Raw genomic sequence first — 23,946 nt, forward strand, 5'->3', positions numbered from 1 at the left:
CAATCAGTCATGGATAAAGAACGCATTATTCAGGAATTCGTACCAGGCAAACAGGTCACGCTGGCGCATCTGATTGCCCACCCGGGAGCGGAGCTGGCGAAAAAGATCGGCGTACCCGAATCCGGCGCGATCGGCATTATGACGCTGACGCCGGGAGAAACGGCGATGATCGCCGGCGATCTGGCGATGAAGGCCGCCGACGTGCACATCGGTTTTCTCGACCGGTTTAGCGGCGCGCTGGTGATCTACGGCTCGGTCGGCGCGGTGGAGGAGGCGCTTCTGCAGACCATCGGCGGATTAGGCCGCTTATTAAATTATACCTTGTGCGAATTAACGAAAAGTTAATTGAGAGCGACCATGAAGCGTATTGCGATTGTCGGCGCCGTCGGTGCAGGAAAAACCACGTTATTTAATGCCCTGCAGGGGAATTATTCCCTCGCCAGAAAAACGCAGGCGCTGGAATTTAACGATCGTGGCGACATCGATACACCCGGGGAATATTTCAGCCATCCGCGCTGGTATCACGCCTTAATTACCACCTTGCAGGATGTGGACACCCTGATTTATGTCCATGCGGCCAATGATACCGAAAGTCGCCTGCCACCCGGGTTGCTGGATATTGGCAGCCGAAAGCACCTTATCGTGGCGATCAGCAAAACGGATCTGCCGGATGCCAACGTCGCCGCGGTGCGGCAGCTGCTGGACGGGATGGGGTTTCAGGCGCCGGTTTTCGCCCTCAACGGTTGCGATCCGCAAAGCGTCGCGCCGCTGGAAAATTACTTGAGTGAGCTCAGCCAAAAGGAGGAAGGGCCAGGTGAAGAAACTCATTACCGCTAACGATATTCGTGCCGCCCACGCGCGCGGCGAACAGGCGATGTCAGTAGTTCTGCGCGCCAGCATTATCACCCCGGAAGCGCGCGAAGTCGCCGAGCTGCTGGGATTCACTATCACCGAAGACGATGGCGCCGCGCCGGCGGCGACAGCGGCGGACAGCGACAAAACGGAAAGCCAGCGGATCCGGGAAACCATCCTGGCGCAGCTGCCGGAAGGCCAGTTTACCGAAAGCCTGGTGGCGCAGCTGATGGAAAAGGTGATGAAGGAGAAGCAGTCCCTGGAGCAGGAGGCGATGCAGCCGGGATTTGAGGCAGTGACCGGCAAAGGCGGCATCAAAGTGATCGATGGCAGCAGCGTGAAGTTTGGCCGCTTCGACGGCGCCCAGCCGCACTGCGTCGGCTTAACGGACCTGGTGACTGACCAGGATGGCAGCAGCATGGCGGCCGGATTTATGCAGTGGGAGAACGCCTTCTTCCCGTGGACGCTGAACTACGACGAAATCGATATGGTGCTGGAGGGCGAGCTGCATGTGCGCCATCAGGGGGAAACGCTGGTCGCCAAAGCGGGGGACGTCATGTTCATCCCGAAAGGCGCCAGCATCGAATTCGGTACCCCGTCGACGGTGCGCTTCCTGTACGTCGCCTGGCCGGCAAACTGGCAATCGCTATGAACGATTTCATTACCGAAGCGTGGCTCAGAGCGAACCATACGCTCAGCGAAGGCGGCGAAATCCATCTTCCTGCCGATGCTCGCCTGACGCCCTCGGCGAGGGAACTGCTGGAAAGTCGGCATCTGCGGGTCAAATTTCTCGACCGCCAGGGGCGCCTGTTTGTCGAGGATGACGAACAGACGCCGCAGCCGGTGCATGTCCTGACCAGCAGCGACCATCCGCCCCAGGCCTGCTGCGAGCTTTGTCACCAGCCGGTGGGCAAAAAGCCGGACACCTTAACTCATCTGACGGCCGATACCCTGGTGGCGAAAAACGATCCGCGGCTGGCCTTCCGCGCGGTGCTGGACAGCACCATCGCCCTGACGGTGTGGCTGCAAATTGAACTGGCGGAGCCCTGGCAGCCGTGGCTGACGGATATCCGTTCGCGGCTGGGCAACATCATGCGCGCCGATGCGCTGGAGGAACCGCTGGCGGCGCAGTCGATAGCCGGATTCAGCGAGGCGCAGCTGCATCGTCTGTCCCATCAGCCGCTGCGTTACCTGGGTCACGATCACCTGGTGCCGGAGGCCCGCCATGGGCGCGATGTCGCGCTGCTTAATTTGCTGCGCGGCAAAGTGCGCGAGGCGGAGGTGACCGCGGCGCAGGTGTTTATTACGCCGCAATTTGCGGTCCGGCGCGCCGATATTATGCAAGCGCTCAACCGCCTCTCCAGCGCGGTCTACGTGATGATGATCCTGGGCGTGACGGACGCGCCGCCGGCGCTCAGCCAACTGCAGCAGCTGGGAGGTGAAGATGATCATTGACCAGTGTCGCAAACTGGCGCTGCGCGCCCCCGCCAGGGTGGTGTTCCCGGATGCGCTGGACGTCCGCGTGTTGAAGGCGGCGCATTATCTGCAGCAGCAGGGCCTGGCGCATCCGATCCTCGTCGCCAGCCCCTTCGCGCTGCGGCAGTTCGCCCTTGGCGAACGTCTGCCGCTGACCGGGGTGCAGGTCATCGATCCGCACAGCAACCTGGCGATGCGCGAGGCGTTTGCCGCCGCCTGGCAGGCGCGCGCCGGCGATAAAGCGCCCGCTGACGCGGTCGACAAGCTGGCCGACCCGCTGATGTTCGCCGCGGCGATGGTCAGCGCCGGGCAGGCCGAGGTGTGTATCGCCGGAAATCTCTCGTCAACCGCCAGCGTGCTGCGCGCTGGTCTGCGCCTTATCGGCCTGCAGCCGGGATGTAAAACGCTCTCTTCGCTGTTTCTGATGCTGCCGCAGTATGCCGGCCAGCCGCTGGGGTTTGCCGACTGCAGCGTGGTGCCGCAGCCGACCGCGGCGCAGCTGGCGGATATCGCGATTGCCAGCGCCGAGACCTGGCAAGCGATCGCTGGCGAAGCGCCGCGGGTGGCAATGCTGTCCTTCTCGACACACGGCAGCGCCCGGCATCCCTGTGTGGCTAACGTCCAGCAGGCCACGGAGATCGTGCGTCAGCGGGCGCCGCAGCTGATGGTCGATGGCGAGCTGCAGTTTGACGCCGCCTTTGTACCGGACGTCGCTGCGCACAAAGCGCCCGGCAGCCCGCTGCAGGGCCGGGCCAATGTGCTGGTCTTTCCGTCGCTGGAGGCGGGCAACATCGGCTACAAAATCGCCCAGCGGCTGGGCGGGTATCGCGCCATCGGGCCGCTGATCCAGGGCCTGGCCGCCCCGCTTCACGACCTCTCGCGAGGCTGTAGCGTAGAGGAAATTATCGAACTGGCGCTGGTGGCGTCGGTACCGCGCCAGACGGACGCAAGCCGGATCCCCGACTCGTCCACGCTGGTTGAATGAATGGTCCCCTTCAGGACCCCTTATGAGAGGAAAACACAATGGAAGCATTAGGAATGATTGAAACCCGGGGCCTGGTTGCACTGATTGAGGCCTCCGACGCCATGGTCAAAGCGGCTCGCGTCAAGCTGGTGGGAGTGAAACAGATCGGCGGGGGCCTGGTGACCGCCATGGTGCGCGGCGATGTCGCGGCGTGCAAAGCCGCGACGGATGCCGGGGCGGCGGCGGCTCAGCGTATCGGTGAGCTGGTCTCTGTACATGTCATCCCGCGCCCGCATGGCGATCTGGAAGAGGTCTTCCCGATTAGCTTCAAGGGCGACAGCAACATCTAACGGGGGAGGGGGTGCCGGAAAGTTCTGGCCGGATAAGACGCCAGCGCGTCGCTATCTGGCCATGAAAAGGCATGAATGCCGGATGGCGTTGCGCTTTTCCGGCCTGCACATCACACGCGGAGACGGACATGAAGCTGGCTGTGGTAACCGGATATGTGGTCTGCACCGTACGCCATGAAGGTCTGGCCCACGACAAACTGCTGATGGTGGAGATGCTCAATGCCCGCGGCGAGCCCGACGGGCAATGTGCGGTCGCCATCGACAGCATCGGCGCGGGATGCGGAGAGTGGGTACTGCTGGTCAGCGGCAGCTCGGCGCGGCAGGCGCACGCACACGGCGCCTCTCCGGTCGATCTGTGCGTGATTGGTATCGTGGATGAGGCTGCGGCCGATGGTCAGGTGCTCTTCCATAAGTAGGGTGAAAAATCATGAATCAACAGGACATTGAACAGGTAGTGAAAGCGGTACTGCTGAAAATGAAAGACAGCAGCCAGCCTGCCGGCACCGTTCATGATATGGGCGTTTTTGCCTCACTGGATGACGCTGTCGCGGCGGCAACGGTGGCCCAGCAGGGATTAAAGCGGGTGGCGATGCGTCAGCAGGTGATTCAGGCCATTCGTGAGGCGGGTGAAAAGTATGCCCGTGAACTGGCGGAGCTTGCGGTGACGGAGACCGGCATGGGACGCGTTGAAGATAAGTTTGCCAAAAACGTGGCGCAGGCGCGCGGCACGCCGGGCGTGGAGTGTCTGACTCCGCAGGTGCTCACCGGCGATAATGGCCTGACGCTGATTGAAAATGCGCCCTGGGGCGTGGTGGCCTCGGTGACGCCGTCCACCAATCCGGCGGCGACGGTGATCAACAACGCCATTAGCCTGATAGCCGCCGGCAACAGCGTGGTCTTCGCCCCCCATCCGGCGGCGAAAAAGGTCTCGCAAAGGGCAATTACCCTGCTTAACCAGGCGGTAGTGGCCGCCGGCGGTCCGGCCAACCTGCTGGTGACCGTGGCGAACCCGGATATCGACACCGCCCAGCGGCTGTTTAAGTACCCTGGCATCGGCCTGCTGGTGGTGACCGGCGGCGAAGCGGTGGTCGAGGCGGCGCGCAAACATACCAACAAACGCCTGATCGCCGCCGGGGCTGGCAACCCGCCGGTGGTGGTGGATGAGACTGCCGATCTACCGCGCGCCGCGCAGGCGATCGTCAAAGGCGCCTCGTTTGATAACAACATCATCTGCGCCGACGAGAAGGTGCTGATCGTGGTCGATAGCGTCGCCGACGAACTGATGCGCCTGATGGAAGGCCAGCAGGCGGTGAAACTCACGGCGGCGCAGGCCGAACAGCTCCAGCCGCTGCTGCTGAAAAATATCGACGAGCGCGGCAAAGGCACGGTCAGCCGCGACTGGGTCGGCCGCGATGCGGGCAAAATCGCCGCGGCGATTGGCCTGCAGGTGCCGGCGCAAACCCGCCTGCTGTTCGTGGAAACCCCCGCCAGCCATCCGTTTGCGGTGACTGAACTGATGATGCCGGTGCTGCCGGTGGTGCGGGTGGCGAACGTCGAGGAGGCCATCGCCCTGGCGGTGCAACTGGAAGGCGGCTGCCACCATACGGCGGCGATGCACTCGCGCAATATCGACAACATGAACCAGATGGCGAATGCCATCGACACCAGCATCTTCGTCAAAAACGGGCCGTGCATCGCCGGGCTTGGGCTGGGCGGTGAGGGCTGGACCACCATGACCATCACCACCCCAACCGGGGAAGGGGTAACCAGCGCGCGGACCTTCGTTCGTCTGCGCCGCTGCGTGCTGGTGGATGCGTTTCGAATCGTATAAGGGATGAACATGGCGCACGACGAACAACGCTGGCTTTCGCCGAGACTGCAAAAAGCCGCTGCCCTGTGTAACCAGGCGCCCGCCGCCAGCGAGTCGCCGCTGTGGCTGGGCATCGATTTGGGCACCTGCGACGTGGTGTCGATGGTGGTTGACCGTGACGGCCAGCCGGTTGCGGTATGCCTTGACTGGGCCGACGTGGTGCGCGACGGCATCGTCTGGGATTTCTTTGGCGCCGTCACCCTCGTGCGCCGACATCTTGCGACTCTCGAGCAGCAGCTGGGCTGCCGCTTCACCCATGCGGCGACCTCGTTTCCGCCCGGCACCGATCCGCGCATTTCGATCAATGTCCTGGAGTCCGCCGGGCTGGAGATCAGTCATGTGCTGGATGAGCCTACCGCGGTGGCGGATCTGCTGCAGCTCGATAACGCCGGGGTGGTGGATATCGGCGGCGGCACCACCGGGATCGCCATCGTTAAACAGGGCAGGGTGACATATTCGGCGGATGAAGCCACCGGCGGCCACCATATCTCCCTGACTCTGGCCGGGAATCGCGGCATCGGGCTTGAGGAGGCGGAGCAGTACAAGCGCAGCCACGCCGGGGAGATCTGGCCGGTGGTTAAGCCGGTGTACGAGAAGATGGCCGAAATTGTCGCCCGACATATTGCCGGACAAGGGATTGTCGATTTGTGGCTGGCAGGCGGCGCCTGTATGCAGCCGGGCGTGCATGAGCTGTTTCGTCAGCGCTTCCCGGCATTACCGGTGCATTTGCCGCAGCACAGCCTGTTTATGACCCCGCTGGCAATCGCCAACAGCGGGAGGGAAAAAGCGGAGGGGATGTATGCAAGCTGAACTGCAGACGGCGCTGTTCAATGCCTTTGATACGCTGAATCTTCAGCAAATGAAAAGCTTCAACGTTCCGCCGGTGACGCTGCACGGCGTCGGCGCGCTGGCGGCCTGCGGTCCGCAAGCGCAGTCCCGGGGCCTTAGGCATCTGTTTGTCATGGTTGACAGTTTTCTCCATCAGGCGGGAATGACCGCCGGGCTGGAGCGTAGCCTGGCGATGAAAGGGATTGCTATGACTCTCTGGCCCTGTCCCGCCGGCGAACCCTGCGTCACCGATGTCTGCGCCGCCGTCGCCCAGCTGCGGGACGCGCGCTGCGACGGCGTGGTGGCCTTTGGCGGTGGATCGGTACTGGATGCGGCGAAGGCGGTGGCGCTGCTGGTCGCCAATCCTGAGCAGACGCTGGGGGAGATGACGGAGCACAGCGAGTTGCGCCCACGTCTGCCGCTGATCGCGGTGCCGACCACCGCTGGCACCGGGTCTGAAACCACCAATGTGACGGTGATTATCGATGCGGTGAGTGGACGCAAACAGGTGCTGGCGCATGCCTCGCTGATGCCGGATGTGGCGATCCTCGACGCCGCGCTGACCGAGGGCGTCCCGCCGCATATCACGGCAATGACCGGGATTGATGCGCTGACCCACGCCGTCGAGGCCTACAGCGCCCGCCACGCCACGCCGTTTACCGACAGTCTGGCGATGGGGGCGATAGCCATGATCGGCGAGGCGCTGCCGAAAGCGGTGGGCTGCGGTCAGGATCTGGCGGCGCGGGAGAACATGCTGCTGGCTTCCTGCATGGCGGGGATGGCGTTTTCCAGCGCCGGGCTGGGGCTATGCCATGCCATGGCGCATCAGCCGGGGGCGGCGCTGCATATTCCGCACGGTCTGGCCAACGCCATGCTGCTGCCAACGGTGATGGAGTTTAACCGCATGGTGCGCCGGGCGCGCTTCAGCCAGATCGGCCGGGCGTTAACCGGCAAGAAAACCGATGACCGCGAGGCTATCGCCGCCGTGCGCGAGCTGATCGCCGAGGTCGGTCTGACGATGCGGCTGACGGAGGCTGGCGCGACGTCCGCGCACTACGCCGCCTGGGCGCAAGCGGCGCAGGAGGACATCTGTTTGCGCACCAATCCACGCACCGCCAGCCGGGAGCAGATTATCGAGCTGTACGCGGCGGCGCGATAAATGCCGATTTTCCCGGAGGCGTGTGGCTGTGGCTTTCCCGGCTCGCGCTGCGCTTAGCCGGGCTACAGGATCACAGCCGTCTGCTATGCCGTAGCCCGGGTAAGGCGTTCACGCCGCGGCCCGGGAAAGTCGCCTGAGTGCGGCTAATGTCCCGGTATTCACAGTATCTACAAATCATAAATGACAGGGAGTAAGGGCTATGGGAATTAACGAAATCATCATGTACATCATGATGTTCTTTATGCTGATTGCCGCCGTGGACAGGATCCTGTCGCAGTTCGGCGGCTCGGCGCGCTTTCTCGGCAAACTGGGGAAAAGCATTGAGGGATCCGGCGGTCAGTTTGAAGAAGGGTTTATGGCGATGGGCGCGCTGGGCCTGGCGATGGTCGGGATGACCGCCCTGGCGCCAGTGCTGGCTCATCTGCTTGGTCCGGTGATTATTCCGCTGTATGAGATGCTCGGCGCCAACCCGTCGATGTTCGCCGGCACGCTGCTGGCGTGCGACATGGGCGGTTTCTTCCTCGCTAAAGAACTCGCGGGCGGCGACGTGGCGGCCTGGATGTACTCAGGCCTGATCCTCGGCTCTATGATGGGTCCGACCATTGTGTTCTCCATTCCGGTGGCGCTCGGCATTATCGAACCAACCGATCGCCGCTGGCTGGCGCTCGGCGTGCTGGCGGGCATTGTCACCATTCCCATCGGCTGTATCGCCGGCGGTCTGGTGGCGATGTATTCCGGGGTGGAGATCAACGGCCAGCCGGTAGCATTTACCTTCGCGCTGATCCTGATGAATATGATCCCGGTGATCATCGTCGCCGTGCTGGTGGCGCTGGGGCTGAAGTTTATTCCGGAAAAAATGATCAACGGCTTCCAGATCTTCGCCAAATTCCTCGTGGCGCTGATCACCATCGGCCTGGCGGCGGCGGTGATCAAGTTCCTGCTCGGCTGGGAGCTGATCCCGGGGCTCGATCCGATCTTTATGGCGCCTGGCGACCAGCCCGGCGAGGTGATGCGCGCCATCGAAGTCATTGGCTCTATCTCCTGCGTGCTGCTCGGCGCTTATCCGATGGTGCTCCTGCTGACCCGCTGGTTTGAAAAGCCGCTGATGCGCGTTGGTAATCTGCTAAAAATCAACAATATGGCTGCCGGCGGCATGGTCGCTACCCTGGCGAACAATATTCCGATGTTCGGCATGATGAAGCAGATGGATACCCGCGGAAAAGTGATCAACTGCGCCTTCTCGGTGTCAGCGGCGTTCGCCCTCGGCGACCATCTCGGTTTTGCGGCGGCCAATATGAACGCCATGATCTTTCCGATGATTGTCGGCAAGCTGGTCGGCGGCATTACCGCGATTGGCGTGGCGATGCTGCTGGTGCCAAAAGATGAAAACGTACCGGCGCCTGCCAACAACGAAGCGGAGGCGCACTCGTGAACACGCGCCAGCTGTTGAGCGTCGGTATTGATATCGGCACCACCACCACGCAGGTGATCTTCTCGCGCCTCGAGCTGGTGAACCGCGCGGCGGTTTCCCAGGTGCCGCGTTATGAATTCATCAAACGCGACATTAGCTGGCAAAGCCCGGTCTTCTTTACGCCGGTTGATAAGCAGGGAGAACTGAAAGAGGCCGAGCTTGAGGCGCTGATTCTGGCTCAGTACCGGGCCGCAGGGATCGCTCCACAAGCGGTGGATTCCGGGGCGATCATCATCACCGGCGAAAGCGCGAAAACCCGCAATGCCCGCCCGGCGGTGATGGCGCTCTCGCAGTCGCTGGGCGATTTTGTCGTCGCCAGCGCCGGGCCGCATCTGGAGTCGGTCATTGCCGGACACGGCGCCGGGGCGCAGACCCTGTCCCGGCAGCGGATGTGCCGGGTGCTCAATATCGATATTGGCGGCGGTACCTCGAACTATGCCCTGTTTGACGCCGGAAACGTCAGCGCCACCACCTGCCTCAACGTCGGCGGCCGCCTGCTGGAAACCGACGCTCAGGGGCGCGTGGTCCACGCGCACCCGCCGGGGCAGCGGATTGTTGATGCGCTGTTTGGCGCCGGCACTAACGCCCTGGCGCTGACCGCCGGGCAGCTGGCGCAGGTGGCGAGCCGGATGGCGGCGCTGATCGTCGAGGTGATCGACGGCATCCTCTCACCGCTGGCGCAGGGGCTGATGCAAACCGAAGTACTGCCTGCGGGTGTTCAGCCGGAGGTGATTACCCTTTCCGGCGGAGTGGGGGAGTGCTACCGCCATCAGCCCGCCGATCCTTTCTGCTTTTCCGATATCGGGCCGCTGCTGGCCACGGCCCTGCATGAGCATCCGCGCCTGCGTGAGATGAACGTGCAGTTCCCGGCGCAAACCGTGCGCGCCACGGTGATTGGCGCCGGGGCGCATACCCTGTCCCTGTCCGGGAGCACCATCTGGCTGGAGGGGGTTCCATTGCCGCTGCGCAATCTGCCGGTGGCTATCCCGCAGGATGCCGCCGATCTGCCGAACGCCTGGCTCCAGGCGCTGACGCAGCTCGATCTGGCCCCCGAGGCGGACGCTTACGTGCTGGCGCTTCCCGCTTCACTTCCGGTGCGCTACGCCACCTTACTGACCGTAATTGACGCCCTGCTGGCGTTTGTCGCCCGCTTTCCCAATCCCCGTCCACTGCTGCTGGTGGCCGAGCAGGATTTTGGCAAAGCGCTGGGCATGCTGCTGCGGCCACAGCTTCCACACCTTCCGCTGGCGGTCATCGATGAGGTGAGCATCCGGGCGGGAGACTATATCGACATTGGTACGCCTCTTTTTGGCGGATCGGTTGTGCCGGTGACGGTGAAATCACTCGCATTTCCTTCCTGAGGGAACGACTTATGAAACTAAAGACCACATTGTTCGGCAATGTTTATCAGTTTAAGGATGTAAAAGAGGTGCTGGCGAAAGCCAACGAACTGCGTTCGGGGGATGTGCTGGCGGGGGTAGCGGCGGAGAGTTCGCAGCAGCGCGTGGCCGCCAAGCAGGTGCTCTCCGATATGACGGTAGCCGATATCCGTAATAACCCAGTGATCCCGTATGAGGAGGACTGCGTTACGCGCCTGATCCAGGATGACGTGAACGAAACCGCCTATCAGCGGATTAAACACTGGACCATCAGCGACCTGCGGGAATACGTGCTCAACGACGAGGTCACCAGCGACGATATCGCCTTTGTCCGCAAAGGGCTGACCTCCGAGGTGGTGGCTGCGGTGGCCAAGATCTGCTCCAACGCCGATCTGATCTACGGCGGTAAAAAAATGCCGGTGATCAAAAAAGCCAATACCACCATCGGTCTGCCGGGGACCTTTAGCTGCCGCCTGCAGCCGAACGATACCCGCGACGACGTGCAGAGTATTGCCGCGCAAATCTATGAAGGGCTCTCCTTCGGCGCGGGCGACGCGGTGATTGGCGTCAACCCGGTCACTGACGACGTGGAGAACCTGAGCCGGGTGCTGGATACGGTGTACGGGGTGATCGACAAGTTTAACATCCCGACCCAGGGCTGCGTGCTGGCGCACGTCACCACCCAGATTGAAGCCATCCGCCGCGGCGCGCCGGGGGGGCTTATCTTCCAGAGCATCTGCGGCAGTGAAAAAGGGCTTAAAGAGTTCGGCGTCGAGCTGGCGATGCTCGATGAAGCGCGGGCGGTGGGGGCGGAGTTTAACCGCATCGCCGGGGAGAACTGTCTTTACTTTGAAACCGGGCAGGGCTCGGCGCTTTCCGCGGGCGCTAACTTCGGCGCCGACCAGGTGACCATGGAAGCGCGTAACTATGGCCTGGCGCGGCACTACGATCCGTTCCTCGTCAACACCGTGGTGGGCTTTATCGGGCCGGAGTATCTCTATAACGACCGGCAAATCATTCGCGCCGGACTGGAAGACCACTTTATGGGCAAGCTGAGCGGCATCTCAATGGGCTGCGACTGCTGCTATACCAACCATGCCGATGCCGACCAGAACCTCAACGAAAACCTGATGATCCTGCTGGCGACCGCAGGCTGCAACTACATCATGGGCATGCCGCTCGGCGACGACATCATGCTCAACTACCAGACCACCGCCTTCCACGATACCGCGACCGTGCGCCAGCTGCTGGGCCTGCGGCCGTCGCCGGAGTTTGAACGCTGGCTGGAAACGATGGGCATTATGGCAAATGGTCGCCTGACCAAACGGGCGGGCGATCCGTCACTGTTCTTCTGATGACGCGGGGATGACACATCATGGATCAAAAACAGATTGAAGACATTGTACGCAGCGTAATGGCGTCGATGGGACAACCACAGTCGCAGCCGCAGGCCCCCGCAGCGTCGACGCCGGCCTGCCATGCCGCCTGCGCCAGCGAAGCGGTGGTGGAAAGCTGCACGCTGGACCTGGGCTCAGCGGAAGCGAAAGCCTGGATTGGGGTACAACATCCGCACCGCGCCGAAGTACTGACTGAACTGAAACGCAGTACCGCGGCGCGCGTTTGCACCGGCCGCGCCGGCCCGCGTCCGCGCACTCAGGCGCTGCTGCGCTTCCTGGCCGATCACTCGCGCTCGAAAGACACGGTGCTCAAAGAGGTGCCGGAAGCGTGGGTGAAAGCGCAGGGGCTGCTGGAAGTGCGTTCCGAGATTAGCGATAAGAACCTCTACCTCACGCGTCCGGATATGGGCCGTCGCCTCAGTCCGGAAGCGATTGATGCGCTGAAGGCGCAGTGCGTGATGGATCCGGATGTGCAGGTGGTGGTGTCCGATGGCCTGTCGACGGATGCCATCACCGCCAACTACGAAGAGATCCTGCCGCCGCTGCTTGCGGGCCTGAAACAGGCGGGTCTGAAGGTCGGGACGCCGTTCTTCGTGCGCTATGGCCGCGTCAAGATTGAAGATCAGATCGGCGAGATCCTCGGCGCGAAGGTGGTGATCCTGCTGGTTGGCGAGCGCCCGGGGCTCGGCCAGTCGGAGAGCCTCTCCTGCTACGCGGTGTACTCCCCGCGGGTGGCGACCACCGTCGAGGCCGACCGGACCTGTATCTCCAATATCCACCAGGGTGGCACCCCGCCGGTAGAAGCCGCCGCGGTGATCGTGGATTTAGCCAAACGCATGCTGGAGCAGAAAGCCTCCGGCATCAACATGAGCCGTTAAGGAGGCATCATGCCAGCATTAGATTTGATTCGACCCTCGGTTACCGCGATGCGCGTGATTGCCTCGGTGAATGACGGTTTCGCGCGCGAGCTTAAATTACCGTCGCATATACGTAGCCTCGGACTCATCACGGCAGATTCTGACGATGTGACGTATATTGCCGCCGACGAAGCGACAAAGCAGGCGATGGTGGAGGTGGTCTATGGCCGCTCCCTCTACGCCGGCGCGGCCCATGGTCCGTCGCCTACCGCCGGCGAAGTACTGATCATGCTTGGCGGCCCGAACCCGGCGGAAGTTCGCGCCGGGCTGGATGCCATGATGGCGCATATTGAAGGTGGGGCGGCATTCCAGTGGGCTAACGACGCGCAAGATACCGCCTTTCTGGCGCACGTGGTGTCGCGTACCGGCTCTTATCTTTCATCGGCCGCTGGCATCGCGTTGGGCGATCCGATCGCTTATCTGGTGGCGCCGCCGCTGGAGGCGACGTTTGGTATCGATGCGGCGATGAAGTCGGCCGACGTTCAGCTGGTGACCTACGTCCCGCCGCCATCGGAAACCAACTATTCGGCCGCCTTTTTGACGGGAAGCCAGGCCGCCTGTAAAGCCGCCTGCAATGCCTTTACCGATGCCGTTCTCGATATTGCCCGTCATCCTGTACAGCGTGCGTAATGGAGGGAGCGATGATCAATGCGCTGGGATTGCTCGAAGTGGAGGGCATGGTCGCGGCTATAGACGCTGCGGATGCCATGCTTAAGGCGGCCAATGTGCGCCTGCTCAGTCATGAAGTGCTCGACCCGGGCAGGTTAACGCTGGTGGTGGAGGGCGACCTGGCGGCCTGCCGCGCCGCGCTGGATGCCGGGTCCGCCGCTGCCCGGCGGACCGGCTGCGTGATCAGCCGTCGGGAAATTGGCCGCCCGGAAGAGGATACCCAGCGGCTGATCGGCGGTTTTCAGCCACCGCCGCCAGCGCCCATGCCGCCTGCTGACCCGGCTTCATCGGAAGCCTTACTGACGCTGCTGGCTTCAGTTCGTCAGGGCATGACGGCCGGCGAGGTCGCCGCGCATTTTGCCTGGCCGCTGGATAAGGCCCGCCAGGCGCTGGAGCAGCTCTTTTCCGCAGGGACGCTACGAAAACGCAGTAGCCGCTATCGTCTCAAAAATCCATAACCTGTCGGAGGTGCCGGGAGCGGCTTGCCCCCGGCTTTAACGATTATGAAAAAGCGTCGTTCTGCAAATTTGCACCATCTCTGTTGCGAGGCGTTGCCGGAAGACACCAGGCTGACGCCTCAGGTTGAAATTGACAATATTCATCAACGACACACAACCGATGTGTATGAGCACGCCCTGACCATTACCGCCTGGCAACAGATCTACGATCAGCTGCATCCGGGGCAGTTTCGCGGCGAGTTTACCGAAATCCTGCTCGATGAGATCCAGGTCTTCCGCGAATATACCGGGCTGGCGCTGCGCCAGTCCTGCCTGGTCTGGCCGAACTCCTTCTGGTTTGGCATTCCGGCGACCCGGGGTGAACAGGGGTTTATCGGCTCGCAGTGTCTGGGCCGGGCAGAAATCGCCACCCGTCCCGGCGGTACGGAGTTCGAGCTCAGCACGCCGGATGATTACACCATTCTCGGGGTAGTGATTTCGCAGGAGGTGATTGCGCGTCACGCCAGTTTCCTGCACCACCCGGAACGGGTGCTACATATGCTACGCAACCAGTCAGCGCTGGCGGTCCGCGAGCCGCATAAGGCCGCGCTGTGGGGGTTTGTCCAACAGGCGCTGGCCACCTTTAGCGAGCATCCGGATACCCTTCATCAGCCGGCCGTGCGTAAGGTCCTGCGGGATAATCTGTTGCTGGCGATGGGCACGATGCTGGAAGAAGCGCAGCCGATGGTAAGTGCAGAGAGCGTCAGCCACCAGAGCTACCGCCGCCTGCTGGCGCAGGCGCGCGAATATGTGCTGGAAAACAGCGCGGAGCCGTTAACCGTTCTCGATCTGTGCCAGCAGCTGTATGTCAGCCGTCGCACCTTGCAAAACGCCTTCCATGCGATACTGGGGATTGGTCCTAACGCCTGGCTCAAACGGATCCGCCTGAACGCCGTGCGTCGGGAGCTGATAAGCCCCTGGTCAGAGCGCGAGACGGTCAAGGAGGCGGCCATGCAGTGGGGATTCTGGCATTTGGGGCAGTTCGCCACCGACTATCAGCAGCTGTTTGCTGAGAAACCGTCGATGACGCTGCACCATCGCCTGCGCCAGTGGGTGTGAGGGAAGAGACTCCGCTACCGGGTGGCCAGCCGCCATCCGGCCGTTACAGCCAGTCGCGCACCTGAATAAACTCGCTCAGCGCCGCCTCGGGGCTGCCGGGCTCGGGCTGATAATCATATTCCCAGCGCACCAGCGGCGGCATCGACATCAGAATCGACTCCGTACGCCCGCCGGTCTGCAGGCCGAACAGGGTGCCGCGGTCCCAGACCAGATTGAACTCGACATAGCGGCCGCGACGGTAGAGTTGAAAGTGGCGCTCGCGTTCGCCGTACGGCGTGGCTTTCCGGCGTTCGACGATAGGTAAATAGGCGTCAGCATAGCCGTTCCCGACCGCCTGCATAAAGGCGAAGCAGTGGTCAAAATCCGGGGTGTTCAGGTCGTCAAAGAACAGGCCGCCGATGCCGCGCTGCTCCTGGCGGTGCTTGAGATAGAAGTAATCATCACACCATTTTTTATAGCGCGGATAGACTTCCTCGCCGAACGGCAGACACAGATCGCGGGCGGTACGATGCCAGTGGACGGCATCCTCTTCAAAGCCGTAGTAAGGGGTTAAATCAAAGCCGCCGCCGAACCACCACACCGGGTCGGCGCCAGGCTTTTCGGCAATAAAGAACCGCACGTTGGCATGGCTGGTGGGCACGTAGGGGTTCAGCGGATGAACCACCAGCGAGACGCCCATGGCTTCAAAACTGCGTCCGGCCAGCTCCGGGCGGTGCGCGGTGGCGGAGGCAGGCATGGCGTCGCCATGGACGTGGGAAAAGTTGACCCCCGCCTGCTCGAACACCCGGCCTTCGCGCAGCACCCGGCTGCGTCCGCCGCCACCGCCTTCCCGCTGCCAGGCATCTTCAATAAACGGCGCGCCATCCACGGCGCTCAGCTGCTGACAGAGGTTGTCCTGGAGCTGGAGCAGAAAAGTTTTTACCTGCGCGGCATCGGGTTTCATTAACGTCTCTTCGAATGGGCTTTCTGGTTATCGAACCAGTGGAAATAGCTGATAATGCCGTTGGCAATCGCGGTGGCGATTTTCTGCCGGAAGGCGGTGGTGCCGAGCAGTTTCTCCTCGTTCGGGTTGGTGATAAACGAGGTTTCCACCAGCACAGACGGTATGGATGGTGACTTCAGCACCACGAACGCCGCCTGCTCGGTATTGCGGCTGTGCAGCTTATGTACCGGCTTGATCTTTTTCAGGATATGCGAGCCCAGCGTCAGGCTGTTTTTGATGGTGTCGGTCTGCACCAGATCGAACAGTACCTGCTGCAGCAGATGGTCTTTATCCGTCGCTTTCTTACCGGCGACCTCATCGGCGCGGTTTTCGCGATCGGAGAGGTATTTCGCCATGGCGCTACTGGCGCCGCGGTTTGACAGGGCGAACACCGAGGCGCCGGCGGCGCTCGGGTTGGTAAAACCATCGGCGTGGATTGACATAAACAGATCGGCGCCGTGCTGATGGGCGATCTCCACGCGGTCGTACAGCGGGATAAAGGTATCCCCGGTGCGGGTCAGGCGGGCGTCGATGCCGTTGCTGCGCAAAATGCTGCGCACGTTCTTAGCGATCGCCAACACCACATGCTTCTCTTTCGAGCCGTTATGGCCGATAGCGCCGGTATCGATGCCGCCGTGGCCCGGATCTAACATTACAATCCGGCGACCCCCGGCCTTTTTGGCGGCGGGTTTGCTATGTCCATTTGACGTTTTCAGTGGCTGTTCTTTTGCGCTGACCTGTGAGGCGACGCCGCTCAGCGTCATCGCAGCCAGCCCGGCTTTCAGCACCTGACGGCGCGAAGCAAGTATTTTTAAGGGTTTAAAAGTGCTCATTCGGCCTGAATTGTAAACAAGTGATGTCCAATGTTATATCGTATCGCGTTTGCCGTTACGACCATTCAAAATAAGAATTGTTTTACTTTTCATTTCAATACATGACAAAGTCATATTATGCCATTTTTTGTCGCTGATTTCGCCTGATATTGGCTATCAGTTATATTCGCGCCATAATCACTGTTTTTAACCGTCAATGGTGGGGAATACCATGGAGATTCGCGTTTTTCGCCAGCAGGATTTCGAAGAGGTTGTGACGCTGTGGGAGCGCTGCGATCTGCTGCGCCCGTGGAACGATCCGGAGATGGATATTGAGCGCAAGCTGAATCACGACGTCAGCCTGTTTCTGGTGGCGGAAGTGAATGGCGAAGTGGTCGGCACGGTGATGGGCGGATATGACGGTCATCGCGGATCGGCCTATTATCTCGGCGTCCATCCGGAATATCGCGGCCGGGGTATCGCGAACGCGCTGCTCAACCGTCTGGAGAAAAAGCTGATTGCCCGCGGCTGCCCGAAAATCAACATTATGGTCCGTGAAGACAACGACGTGGTGCAGGGAATGTACGAGCGGTTGGGCTATGAGTACGCCGATGTCCTGACCCTGGGCAAGCGCCTGATCGAAGATGAAGAATACTGAGTTTATCCCCGCCGATTTTGATGCCCATGGCCGTCTGCGCCTGCCTTTGCTTTTCTGGTGCGTGCTGTTGTTGCAGGCCCGCACGTGGGTGCTGTTTTTGATGGCCGGCGCATCGCGCCAGCAGGGCGACGCGATTCTTAATCTGTTCTATCCCGATCACGAGCGCTTCTGGCTTGGTTTACTGCCAGGCGTGCCGGCGGTGCTGGCCTTTCTGCTTAGCGGCTATCGTCAGCGCCTGCCGCGCCTGTGGCGGGCGATGCGCTGGCTGCTGGTGCTATCGCAAGTGCTGCTGTTGCTGTGGCAGCCGATGCTATGGCTGAGCGGCGAATCTCCCTCCTCGTTGACCATTGCGCTGCTGGTCGCGGATGGCTATGCCCTGTGGTGGCTGTTAACCAGCCGTCGCCTGGGCGCCTGTTTTCACCAGGCCACCTTTTAATGGCACTTTTTGCCGATCGTGAACTCCAACATGCGTTGAATGACTCAGAAAGGATTGAGATATGAAATCGCTACGTGTAATGCTCTGTGCGCTTCCGCTGGCGCTGACCGGCTGCTCCACGATGAGCGCAGTCAACTGGTCGGCGGCCTATCCGTGGAACTGGTTTGGCGCTTCCACCGAGGTGACCGAGCAGGGAGTGGGTAAACTGACGGCTTCCACGCCGCTCAATGAACAGGCGATTAGCGATGCGCTGGGCAGCGACTACCGTTTACGCAGCGGAATGAAGACCGATAAGGGCAATATCGTCCACTACTTTGAAGCGCTGAAAAACAACAGCGTGGCGCTGACCATCAATGGCGACAACGGTGCTATCAGCCGGATTGACGTGCGTGATGCGGATATCAAAACCGCCAGCGGCGTGAAAATCGGCACACCGTTTAGCGACCTGTACAGCAAAGCCTTCGGCAACTGCCAGAAAGGCAGCCATGACAACGGGGCGGTCGTCGAGTGTCAGGCCGAGGGGAGCCAGCATATCAGCTATGCCTTCACTGGCCACTGGAGCGGTCCGGACGAGCTGATGCCCTCCGACGATACGCTGAAAAACTGGAAGGTCAGCAAGATTATCTGGCGTCGCTAAATTGATCTGAAGAGACACGACAGCTCTGAAAAACGGTTACAATGGCGCGTTAGCAACGCGACAGCGTTGTGGTTGCATCATTTCAGGAGGAGCGATGTCTCAGGTTCAGAGCGGCATTTTGCCGGAACATTGCCGCGCGGCGATTTGGATTGAAGCCAATCTCAAAGGGGACGTTAACGCCCTGCGCGAAGCGAGCAAAATTTTTGTCGATAACGTGGCCACCTTCCAGGCTAAATTCCCCGACGCCAAACTCGGTGCGGTGGTGGCGTTCGGCAATAACGTCTGGCGTCAGCTGAGCGGCGGCGAAGGGGCGGATGAGTTAAAAGATTTCCCGGTCTATGGCAAAGGGCTGGCGCCGTCCACCCAGTATGACCTGCTGATTCATATTTTATCCGCCCGTCATGAAGTTAACTTCTCGGTGGCGCAGGCCGCGCTGGCCGCCTTTGGCGACGCTATCGACGTGAAAGAAGAGATCCACGGCTTCCGCTGGGTGGAAGAGCGTGACCTCAGCGGCTTCGTCGATGGCACCGAAAACCCGGCGGGGGAAGAAACCCGCCGCGAAGTGGCGGTCATTAAAGACGGCGTGGATGCGGGCGGCAGCTACGTGTTCGTCCAGCGCTGGGAGCATAATCTCAAACAGCTGAACCGCATGAGCGTGCCGGATCAGGAGATGATGATCGGCCGTACTAAAGACGCTAACGAAGAGATCGATGGCGATGAACGTCCGGTCACGTCGCACCTGAGCCGCGTGGACTTAAAAGAAGATGGCAAAGGGTTGAAAATCGTCCGTCAGAGCCTGCCGTACGGCACCGCCAGCGGCACCCATGGCCTCTATTTCTGCGCCTACTGCGCGCGCCTGTATAACATCGAGCAGCAGCTGCTGAGCATGTTTGGCGATACCGACGGTAAACGCGACGCGATGCTGCGCTTCACCAAACCGGTGACCGGCGGGTATTACTTCGCGCCGTCGCTGGAGCGTATCCAGGCGCTGTAATTTTTCCCCTCACCCTAACCCTCTCCCCAAAGGGGAGAGGGGACGGTAAGGTGCGGCTATGGGATCTGCGTGCGGATTCTTTTACTCCCTCTCCCTCAGTCAGAGGGGAGGGGTGAGGGCATCGGCGACTCAGGCGCTTCAAGTATCCCCTCCATCACCGCATCACCATGCTCTTCAAACTCAATATTCCAGAAGCGTAAAACTCGCCATCCCTCGCTCTGTTGCCAGCGGGTGCGGCGTCATCGTGTTGGCCGCCGTCCAGTTCAATCGCCAGCCGTATTGCGCAGCAGGCGAAATCGAGAATATAGGGGCCAACGGGGTGCTGACGGCGAAACGTGTCGCTAGCAAAACGGCGGTTGCCCAGTCAGTACCCTGGTCGACGTTCTGCGGGCGTTAAGCTACGTCTGAGCTGACGAGCAAATATCTGTGTGTTTTTCATATAAACACAGTGCACGCCTGGCTGCCGTTTGTCACAATGACCCGTCTAATCTGCGAGCCGCTTTCAGCTAAGCTTTGCCAGTTGCTTATTCCCTTTTCGACTTCCAAATCGCCAAACGGTATATAAAACCGTTACTCCTTTCGTACCCGTTATAAATATGATGATCATCAGAAAATGTTCAACGTTGATAAGGGTGCGCAATGGCCGTTAAATCACTGAAAAAAGGATATCTGGCGCTGGCGGCTTCCATGCTGCTGGTGGCGCAGGCGCAGGCGACGGAGCTGCTGAACAGCTCCTATGATGTCTCCCGCGAGCTGTTTGCCGCCCTTAACCCGCCTTTTGAGCAGCAGTGGGCGAAGGACAATGGCGGGGACAAGCTGACCATCAAGCAGTCGCATGCCGGTTCATCCAAGCAGGCGCTGGCTATTTTGCAGGGCCTGAAGGCGGACGTGGTCACCTACAACCAGGTGACGGACGTGCAGATCCTGCATGACAAAGGCAACCTGATCCCGGCCGACTGGCAAAGCCGTCTGCCGAACAACAGCTCACCGTTCTATTCGACGATGGGTTTCCTGGTGCGTAAAGGCAATCCGAAAAACATTCATGACTGGAACGACCTGGTTCGCTCTGACGTTAAGCTGATCTTCCCGAATCCGAAAACCTCGGGTAACGCCCGATACACCTACCTGGCGGCATGGGGCGCGGCGGATAAAGCTGATGGCGGCGATAAAGCTAAAACCGAACAGTTTATGACTCAGTTTCTCAAGAACGTCGAAGTCTTTGACACCGGCGGGCGCGGAGCGACCACCACCTTCGCCGAGCGCGGCCTCGGCGATGTGCTGATTAGCTTCGAATCGGAAGTGAATAATATTCGCAAGCAGTATGAGGCGCAGGGATTTGAAGTGGTTATCCCGAAAACCAACATTCTGGCGGAGTTCCCGGTAGCCTGGGTCGATAAAAACGTCAAAGCCAATGGCACGGAAAAGGCGGCGAAAGCCTACCTGAACTGGCTCTATACGCCACAGGCGCAAACTATCATTACCGACTACTACTATCGGGTAAACAACCCGAAAGTGATGGATGCTCTGAAGGATAAATTCCCGCAGACCGAGCTGTTCCGCGTGGAAGATAAGTTTGGCTCCTGGCCTGAGGTAATGAAAACCCACTTCGCCAGCGGCGGCGAACTGGACAAACTGCTGGCGGCGGGGCGTAAGTAATGTTTGCTGTGTCGTCCAAGCGCGTGCTGCCGGGTTTTACCCTGAGCCTTGGCACCAGCCTGCTGTTTGTCTGTCTGATTTTGTTATTACCGCTCAGCGCGCTGGTGATGCAGCTGGCGCAGATGAGTTGGGCGCAGTACTGGGATGTGATCACCAACCCGCAGGTGGTGGCTGCCTATAAGGTGACGCTGCTGTCGGCGTTTGTGGCCTCGATTTTTAACGGCGTCTTTGGTCTGCTGATGGCCTGGATCCTGACCCGCTATCGTTTTCCGGGCCGCACGCTGCTGGATGCCTTAATGGACCTGCCGTTTGCGCTGCCGACGGCGGTAGCCGGTCTGACCCTGGCCTCGCTGTTTTCGGTGAACGGTATTTACGGGGAATGGCTGGCGAAGTTCGATATTAAAGTCACCTATACCTGGCTCGGCATCGCCGTGGCGATGGCCTTCACCAGCATCCCGTTTGTGGTACGCACCGTGCAGCCGGTGCTGGAAGAGTTGGGGCCCGAGTATGAGGAAGCGGCGGAAACGCTGGGCGCCACGCGCTGGCAGAGTTTCCGCAAGGTGGTGCTGCCGGAGCTGTCGCCGGCGCTGCTGGCGGGCATTGCTCTGTCGTTTACCCGCAGCCTCGGCGAATTCGGCGCGGTGATTTTTATCGCCGGCAACATCGCGTGGAAGACGGAAGTGACGTCGCTGATGATCTTTATTCGTCTGCAGGAGTTTGACTATCCGGCGGCGAGCGCCATCGCCTCGGTGATCCTGGCCGCCTCACTGCTGCTGCTGTTTTCCATCAATACCCTGCAGAGTCGCTTTGGTCGACGCGTGGTAGGTCACTAATGGCGGAAGTTACTCAATTGAAACGCTACGACGCGCCCCGTATCAACTGGGGAAAATGGTTTCTGATTGGCGTCGGGATGCTGGTCTCCGCCTTCATCCTTGTGGTGCCGATGCTCTACATCTTTATCCAGGCCTTCAGCAAAGGATTGATGCCGGTGCTGGAAAACCTGGCGAACCCGGACATGCTGCATGCCATCTGGCTGACGGTGATGATTGCGTTGATTACCGTACCGGTGAACCTGGTGTTCGGTACCTTGCTGGCCTGGCTGGTGACACGTTTTACCTTTCCGGGGCGCCAGCTGCTGCTGACGTTGCTGGATATCCCGTTCGCCGTCTCGCCGGTGGTGGCCGGTCTGGTGTATCTGCTGTTTTACGGCTCTAACGGTCCGCTGGGCGGCTGGCTTGACGCGCATAATCTGCAAATCATGTTCGCCTGGCCGGGCATGGTGCTGGCGACCATCTTTGTTACCTGTCCGTTTGTGGTGCGTGAGCTGGTGCCGGTGATGATGAGTCAGGGCAGTCATGAAGATGAGGCCGCGGTGCTGCTGGGCGCGTCCGGTTGGCAGATGTTCCGCCGGGTGACGTTGCCCAATATTCGCTGGGCGCTGCTGTACGGCGTGGTGCTGACCAACGCCCGCGCCATCGGCGAATTTGGCGCGGTGTCGGTGGTTTCCGGCTCGATCCGCGGCGAAACGCTGTCGCTGCCGCTGCAAATTGAACTACTGGAGCAGGATTACAACACCGTCGGCTCGTTTACCGCCGCTGCCATGCTGACGTTAATGGCTATTCTGACCCTGTTTTTAAAGAGTATGTTGCAATGGCGTCTGGCCAATCAGAAAGAACGCGCGCAACAGGAGGGAAATCATGAGCATTGAGATTGCCAATATTAAGAAATCGTTTGGTCGCACCCAGGTGCTGAATGATATCTCGTTGGATATCCCTTCCGGACAAATGGTTGCGCTGCTGGGGCCCTCGGGCTCCGGAAAAACCACCCTGCTGCGAATTATCGCCGGTCTGGAGCATCAGACCAGCGGTCATATCCGCTTCCACGGTACCGACGTCAGCCGGATGCACGCCCGCGACCGTAAAGTGGGCTTCGTTTTCCAGCACTATGCGCTGTTCCGCCATATGACGGTGTTCGATAACATCGCCTTTGGCCTGACCGTGCTGCCGCGCCGCGAACGCCCCAATGCGGCGGCGATTAAAGCCAAGGTGACCAAACTGCTGGAGATGGTGCAGCTGGCCCATCTGGCGGATCGCTATCCGGCGCAGCTGTCCGGAGGCCAGAAGCAGCGCGTGGCGCTGGCGCGCGCCCTGGCGGTGGAGCCGCAAATTTTGCTGCTGGATGAACCTTTCGGTGCGCTGGATGCGCAGGTGCGTAAAGAGCTGCGCCGCTGGCTGCGTCAGCTGCATGAAGAGCTGAAATTCACCAGCGTGTTCGTCACCCACGATCAGGAAGAGGCGATGGAAGTTGCCGACCGGGTGGTGGTCATGAGCCAGGGCAACATCGAACAGGCCGATGCCCCGGAGCGCGTATGGCGTGAGCCGTCTACCCGTTTCGTGCTGGAGTTTATGGGGGAAGTGAACCGCCTGCAGGGGGTCATCCGCGGTGGACAGTTCCACGTCGGCGCCCACCGCTGGCCGTTAGGCTATACCCCGGCATACCAGGGGCCAGTGGACCTGTTCCTGCGCCCGTGGGAAGTGGACATCAGCCGGCGGACCAGCCTGGATTCGCCGCTGCCGGTGCAGGTCCTGGAGGCCAGTCCGAAAGGGCACTACACCCAATTAGTCGTCCAGCCTCTGGGGTGGTATGACGAACCGCTGAGCGTGGTGTTAACGGGCGACGAGGCGCCGTCCCGCGGCGAACGGCTGTTCGTCGGGCTGCAAAACGCGCGTTTGTACAACGGTACCGAGCGTATCGAGCCGCGCGGCGAGCTTGCTCTGGCAGAGTCGGCCTGATAGCTTAAATCCATGTGCTTTTGCCGGGTGAGGCTCTGCTTACCCGGTCTGGAATTATCACGCGTCTGCCAGGCCGGGTAAGCGAAGCGCC

28 protein-coding genes are annotated in these 23,946 nt (G+C 60.7%); 25 read left to right on the plus strand and 3 right to left on the minus strand.

Features of this window, described 5'->3' with window-relative positions; genetic code table 11:
• Window positions 1-9: 9 nt before the first annotated feature.
• The 17 genes from eutS to eutR all read left to right on the plus strand — a co-directional run bounded on the left by eutS (window position 10) and on the right by eutR (window position 14,888).
• A complete protein-coding gene (eutS, locus tag KB890_RS21380) occupies window positions 10-345 on the plus strand; it encodes an ethanolamine utilization microcompartment protein EutS (protein ID WP_002913729.1) in 336 nt (111 codons plus the stop codon).
• Between the two features lie 12 nt (window positions 346-357).
• A complete protein-coding gene (eutP, locus tag KB890_RS21385; RefSeq protein ID WP_002913727.1) occupies window positions 358-837 on the plus strand; it encodes an ethanolamine utilization acetate kinase EutP in 480 nt (159 codons plus the stop codon).
• The gene (eutQ, locus tag KB890_RS21390) at window positions 815-1,504 is read left to right on the plus strand and encodes an ethanolamine utilization acetate kinase EutQ (protein ID WP_004180849.1); all 690 of its coding nucleotides are present in this window, start codon (window positions 815-817) and stop codon (window positions 1,502-1,504) included. Before eutP ends, eutQ begins: the two co-directional genes overlap by 23 nt.
• Window positions 1,501-2,307 carry an ethanolamine utilization cob(I)yrinic acid a,c-diamide adenosyltransferase EutT gene (eutT, locus tag KB890_RS21395; protein WP_004180847.1) on the plus strand — a complete coding sequence of 269 codons (807 nt, stop codon included), beginning with the start codon at window positions 1,501-1,503 and terminating at the stop codon, window positions 2,305-2,307. The genes eutQ and eutT overlap by 4 nt, the downstream gene beginning before the upstream one ends.
• Window positions 2,297-3,313 carry a phosphate acetyltransferase gene (pta, locus tag KB890_RS21400; RefSeq protein WP_004185055.1) on the plus strand — a complete coding sequence of 339 codons (1,017 nt, stop codon included), beginning with the start codon at window positions 2,297-2,299 and terminating at the stop codon, window positions 3,311-3,313. Before eutT ends, pta begins: the two co-directional genes overlap by 11 nt.
• A gap of 38 nt (window positions 3,314-3,351) precedes the next feature.
• On the plus strand, window positions 3,352-3,642 hold the full coding sequence (gene eutM, locus KB890_RS21405) for an ethanolamine utilization microcompartment protein EutM (RefSeq protein ID WP_000387720.1): 291 nt from the start codon (window positions 3,352-3,354) through the stop codon (window positions 3,640-3,642).
• 128 nt (window positions 3,643-3,770) lie between these two features.
• Window positions 3,771-4,058 carry an ethanolamine utilization microcompartment protein EutN gene (eutN, locus tag KB890_RS21410; RefSeq protein ID WP_002913719.1) on the plus strand — a complete coding sequence of 96 codons (288 nt, stop codon included), beginning with the start codon at window positions 3,771-3,773 and terminating at the stop codon, window positions 4,056-4,058.
• Window positions 4,059-4,069: 11 nt separating this feature from the next.
• The gene (locus KB890_RS21415) at window positions 4,070-5,473 is read left to right on the plus strand and encodes an aldehyde dehydrogenase family protein (protein WP_004152003.1); all 1,404 of its coding nucleotides are present in this window, start codon (window positions 4,070-4,072) and stop codon (window positions 5,471-5,473) included.
• Between the two features lie 9 nt (window positions 5,474-5,482).
• Window positions 5,483-6,322, plus strand: coding sequence for an ethanolamine utilization protein EutJ (gene eutJ / locus KB890_RS21420; protein ID WP_004180842.1), 840 nt, complete (start codon window positions 5,483-5,485; stop codon window positions 6,320-6,322).
• The gene (gene eutG, locus KB890_RS21425) at window positions 6,312-7,499 is read left to right on the plus strand and encodes an ethanolamine utilization ethanol dehydrogenase EutG (RefSeq protein ID WP_004180840.1); all 1,188 of its coding nucleotides are present in this window, start codon (window positions 6,312-6,314) and stop codon (window positions 7,497-7,499) included. Before eutJ ends, eutG begins: the two co-directional genes overlap by 11 nt.
• A 199-nt stretch (window positions 7,500-7,698) precedes the next feature.
• Window positions 7,699-8,931, plus strand: coding sequence for an ethanolamine utilization protein EutH (gene eutH / locus KB890_RS21430; protein ID WP_020325282.1), 1,233 nt, complete (start codon window positions 7,699-7,701; stop codon window positions 8,929-8,931).
• Window positions 8,928-10,331 (plus strand): ethanolamine ammonia-lyase reactivating factor EutA, encoded by a 1,404-nt coding sequence (eutA, locus tag KB890_RS21435; RefSeq protein WP_020325284.1) that lies wholly within the window; start codon window positions 8,928-8,930, stop codon window positions 10,329-10,331. The genes eutH and eutA overlap by 4 nt, the downstream gene beginning before the upstream one ends.
• A gap of 11 nt (window positions 10,332-10,342) precedes the next feature.
• Window positions 10,343-11,704 carry an ethanolamine ammonia-lyase subunit alpha gene (gene eutB, locus KB890_RS21440; protein ID WP_004152001.1) on the plus strand — a complete coding sequence of 454 codons (1,362 nt, stop codon included), beginning with the start codon at window positions 10,343-10,345 and terminating at the stop codon, window positions 11,702-11,704.
• A 20-nt stretch (window positions 11,705-11,724) separates the two neighbouring features.
• Window positions 11,725-12,624 carry an ethanolamine ammonia-lyase subunit EutC gene (eutC, locus tag KB890_RS21445; RefSeq protein WP_004213213.1) on the plus strand — a complete coding sequence of 300 codons (900 nt, stop codon included), beginning with the start codon at window positions 11,725-11,727 and terminating at the stop codon, window positions 12,622-12,624.
• A 9-nt stretch (window positions 12,625-12,633) separates the two neighbouring features.
• On the plus strand, window positions 12,634-13,293 hold the full coding sequence (gene eutL / locus KB890_RS21450) for an ethanolamine utilization microcompartment protein EutL (protein ID WP_004174905.1): 660 nt from the start codon (window positions 12,634-12,636) through the stop codon (window positions 13,291-13,293).
• 11 nt (window positions 13,294-13,304) lie between these two features.
• The gene (eutK, locus tag KB890_RS21455; RefSeq protein ID WP_004213215.1) at window positions 13,305-13,790 is read left to right on the plus strand and encodes an ethanolamine utilization microcompartment protein EutK; all 486 of its coding nucleotides are present in this window, start codon (window positions 13,305-13,307) and stop codon (window positions 13,788-13,790) included.
• 45 nt (window positions 13,791-13,835) lie between these two features.
• Window positions 13,836-14,888, plus strand: a complete 1,053-nt coding sequence (gene eutR, locus KB890_RS21460; protein ID WP_002913642.1) for an HTH-type transcriptional regulator EutR — start codon at window positions 13,836-13,838, stop codon at window positions 14,886-14,888.
• 43 nt (window positions 14,889-14,931) lie between these two features.
• On the opposite strand, the gene hemF is transcribed toward eutR, so the two are convergent.
• Window positions 14,932-15,831, minus strand: a complete 900-nt coding sequence (gene hemF, locus KB890_RS21465; RefSeq protein ID WP_002913641.1) for an oxygen-dependent coproporphyrinogen oxidase — start codon at window positions 15,829-15,831, stop codon at window positions 14,932-14,934.
• Window positions 15,831-16,703, minus strand: coding sequence for an N-acetylmuramoyl-L-alanine amidase AmiA (gene amiA / locus KB890_RS21470; protein ID WP_002913639.1), 873 nt, complete (start codon window positions 16,701-16,703; stop codon window positions 15,831-15,833). The genes hemF and amiA overlap by 1 nt, the downstream gene beginning before the upstream one ends.
• Before the next feature lie 211 nt (window positions 16,704-16,914).
• Here amiA and KB890_RS21475 point away from each other — a divergent pair, with 211 nt between their 5' ends.
• From KB890_RS21475 to KB890_RS21490, 4 genes are all read left to right on the plus strand, one after another.
• On the plus strand, window positions 16,915-17,340 hold the full coding sequence (locus KB890_RS21475; protein WP_002913637.1) for a GNAT family acetyltransferase: 426 nt from the start codon (window positions 16,915-16,917) through the stop codon (window positions 17,338-17,340).
• A complete protein-coding gene (locus KB890_RS21480; RefSeq protein WP_020325279.1) occupies window positions 17,327-17,776 on the plus strand; it encodes a DUF2919 domain-containing protein in 450 nt (149 codons plus the stop codon). The genes KB890_RS21475 and KB890_RS21480 overlap by 14 nt, the downstream gene beginning before the upstream one ends.
• Before the next feature lie 61 nt (window positions 17,777-17,837).
• Window positions 17,838-18,413: an RpoE-regulated lipoprotein gene (locus KB890_RS21485; protein ID WP_002913630.1), complete on the plus strand. Its 576-nt coding sequence runs from the start codon at window positions 17,838-17,840 to the stop codon at window positions 18,411-18,413.
• Window positions 18,414-18,507: 94 nt separating this feature from the next.
• Window positions 18,508-19,407: a Dyp-type peroxidase gene (locus KB890_RS21490; protein ID WP_004145614.1), complete on the plus strand. Its 900-nt coding sequence runs from the start codon at window positions 18,508-18,510 to the stop codon at window positions 19,405-19,407.
• 154 nt (window positions 19,408-19,561) lie between these two features.
• Here the strand turns inward: KB890_RS21490 and KB890_RS27840 are convergent, their stop codons facing one another.
• Window positions 19,562-19,771 (minus strand): endonuclease domain-containing protein, encoded by a 210-nt coding sequence (locus KB890_RS27840; RefSeq protein WP_349816781.1) that lies wholly within the window; start codon window positions 19,769-19,771, stop codon window positions 19,562-19,564.
• A 275-nt stretch (window positions 19,772-20,046) separates the two neighbouring features.
• Between KB890_RS27840 and cysP the strand changes: the two genes are divergently transcribed.
• From cysP to cysA, 4 genes are read left to right on the plus strand one after another with little or no spacing between them, the layout of a single operon-like run.
• Window positions 20,047-21,063, plus strand: coding sequence for a thiosulfate/sulfate ABC transporter substrate-binding protein CysP (gene cysP, locus KB890_RS21500; protein WP_002913628.1), 1,017 nt, complete (start codon window positions 20,047-20,049; stop codon window positions 21,061-21,063).
• A complete protein-coding gene (gene cysT, locus KB890_RS21505; RefSeq protein WP_002913626.1) occupies window positions 21,063-21,896 on the plus strand; it encodes a sulfate/thiosulfate ABC transporter permease CysT in 834 nt (277 codons plus the stop codon). The genes cysP and cysT overlap by 1 nt, the downstream gene beginning before the upstream one ends.
• Window positions 21,896-22,771, plus strand: a complete 876-nt coding sequence (cysW, locus tag KB890_RS21510; RefSeq protein ID WP_020325285.1) for a sulfate/thiosulfate ABC transporter permease CysW — start codon at window positions 21,896-21,898, stop codon at window positions 22,769-22,771. Before cysT ends, cysW begins: the two co-directional genes overlap by 1 nt.
• Entirely contained in the window at window positions 22,761-23,855 is a 1,095-nt protein-coding gene (gene cysA / locus KB890_RS21515) for a sulfate/thiosulfate ABC transporter ATP-binding protein CysA (RefSeq protein ID WP_002913623.1), read from the plus strand. The genes cysW and cysA overlap by 11 nt, the downstream gene beginning before the upstream one ends.
• Window positions 23,856-23,946: the final 91 nt, after the last annotated feature.

It is taken from the genome of Klebsiella sp. P1954 (genome assembly GCF_018199955.1).
Lineage (GTDB): Bacteria > Pseudomonadota > Gammaproteobacteria > Enterobacterales > Enterobacteriaceae > Klebsiella > Klebsiella pneumoniae.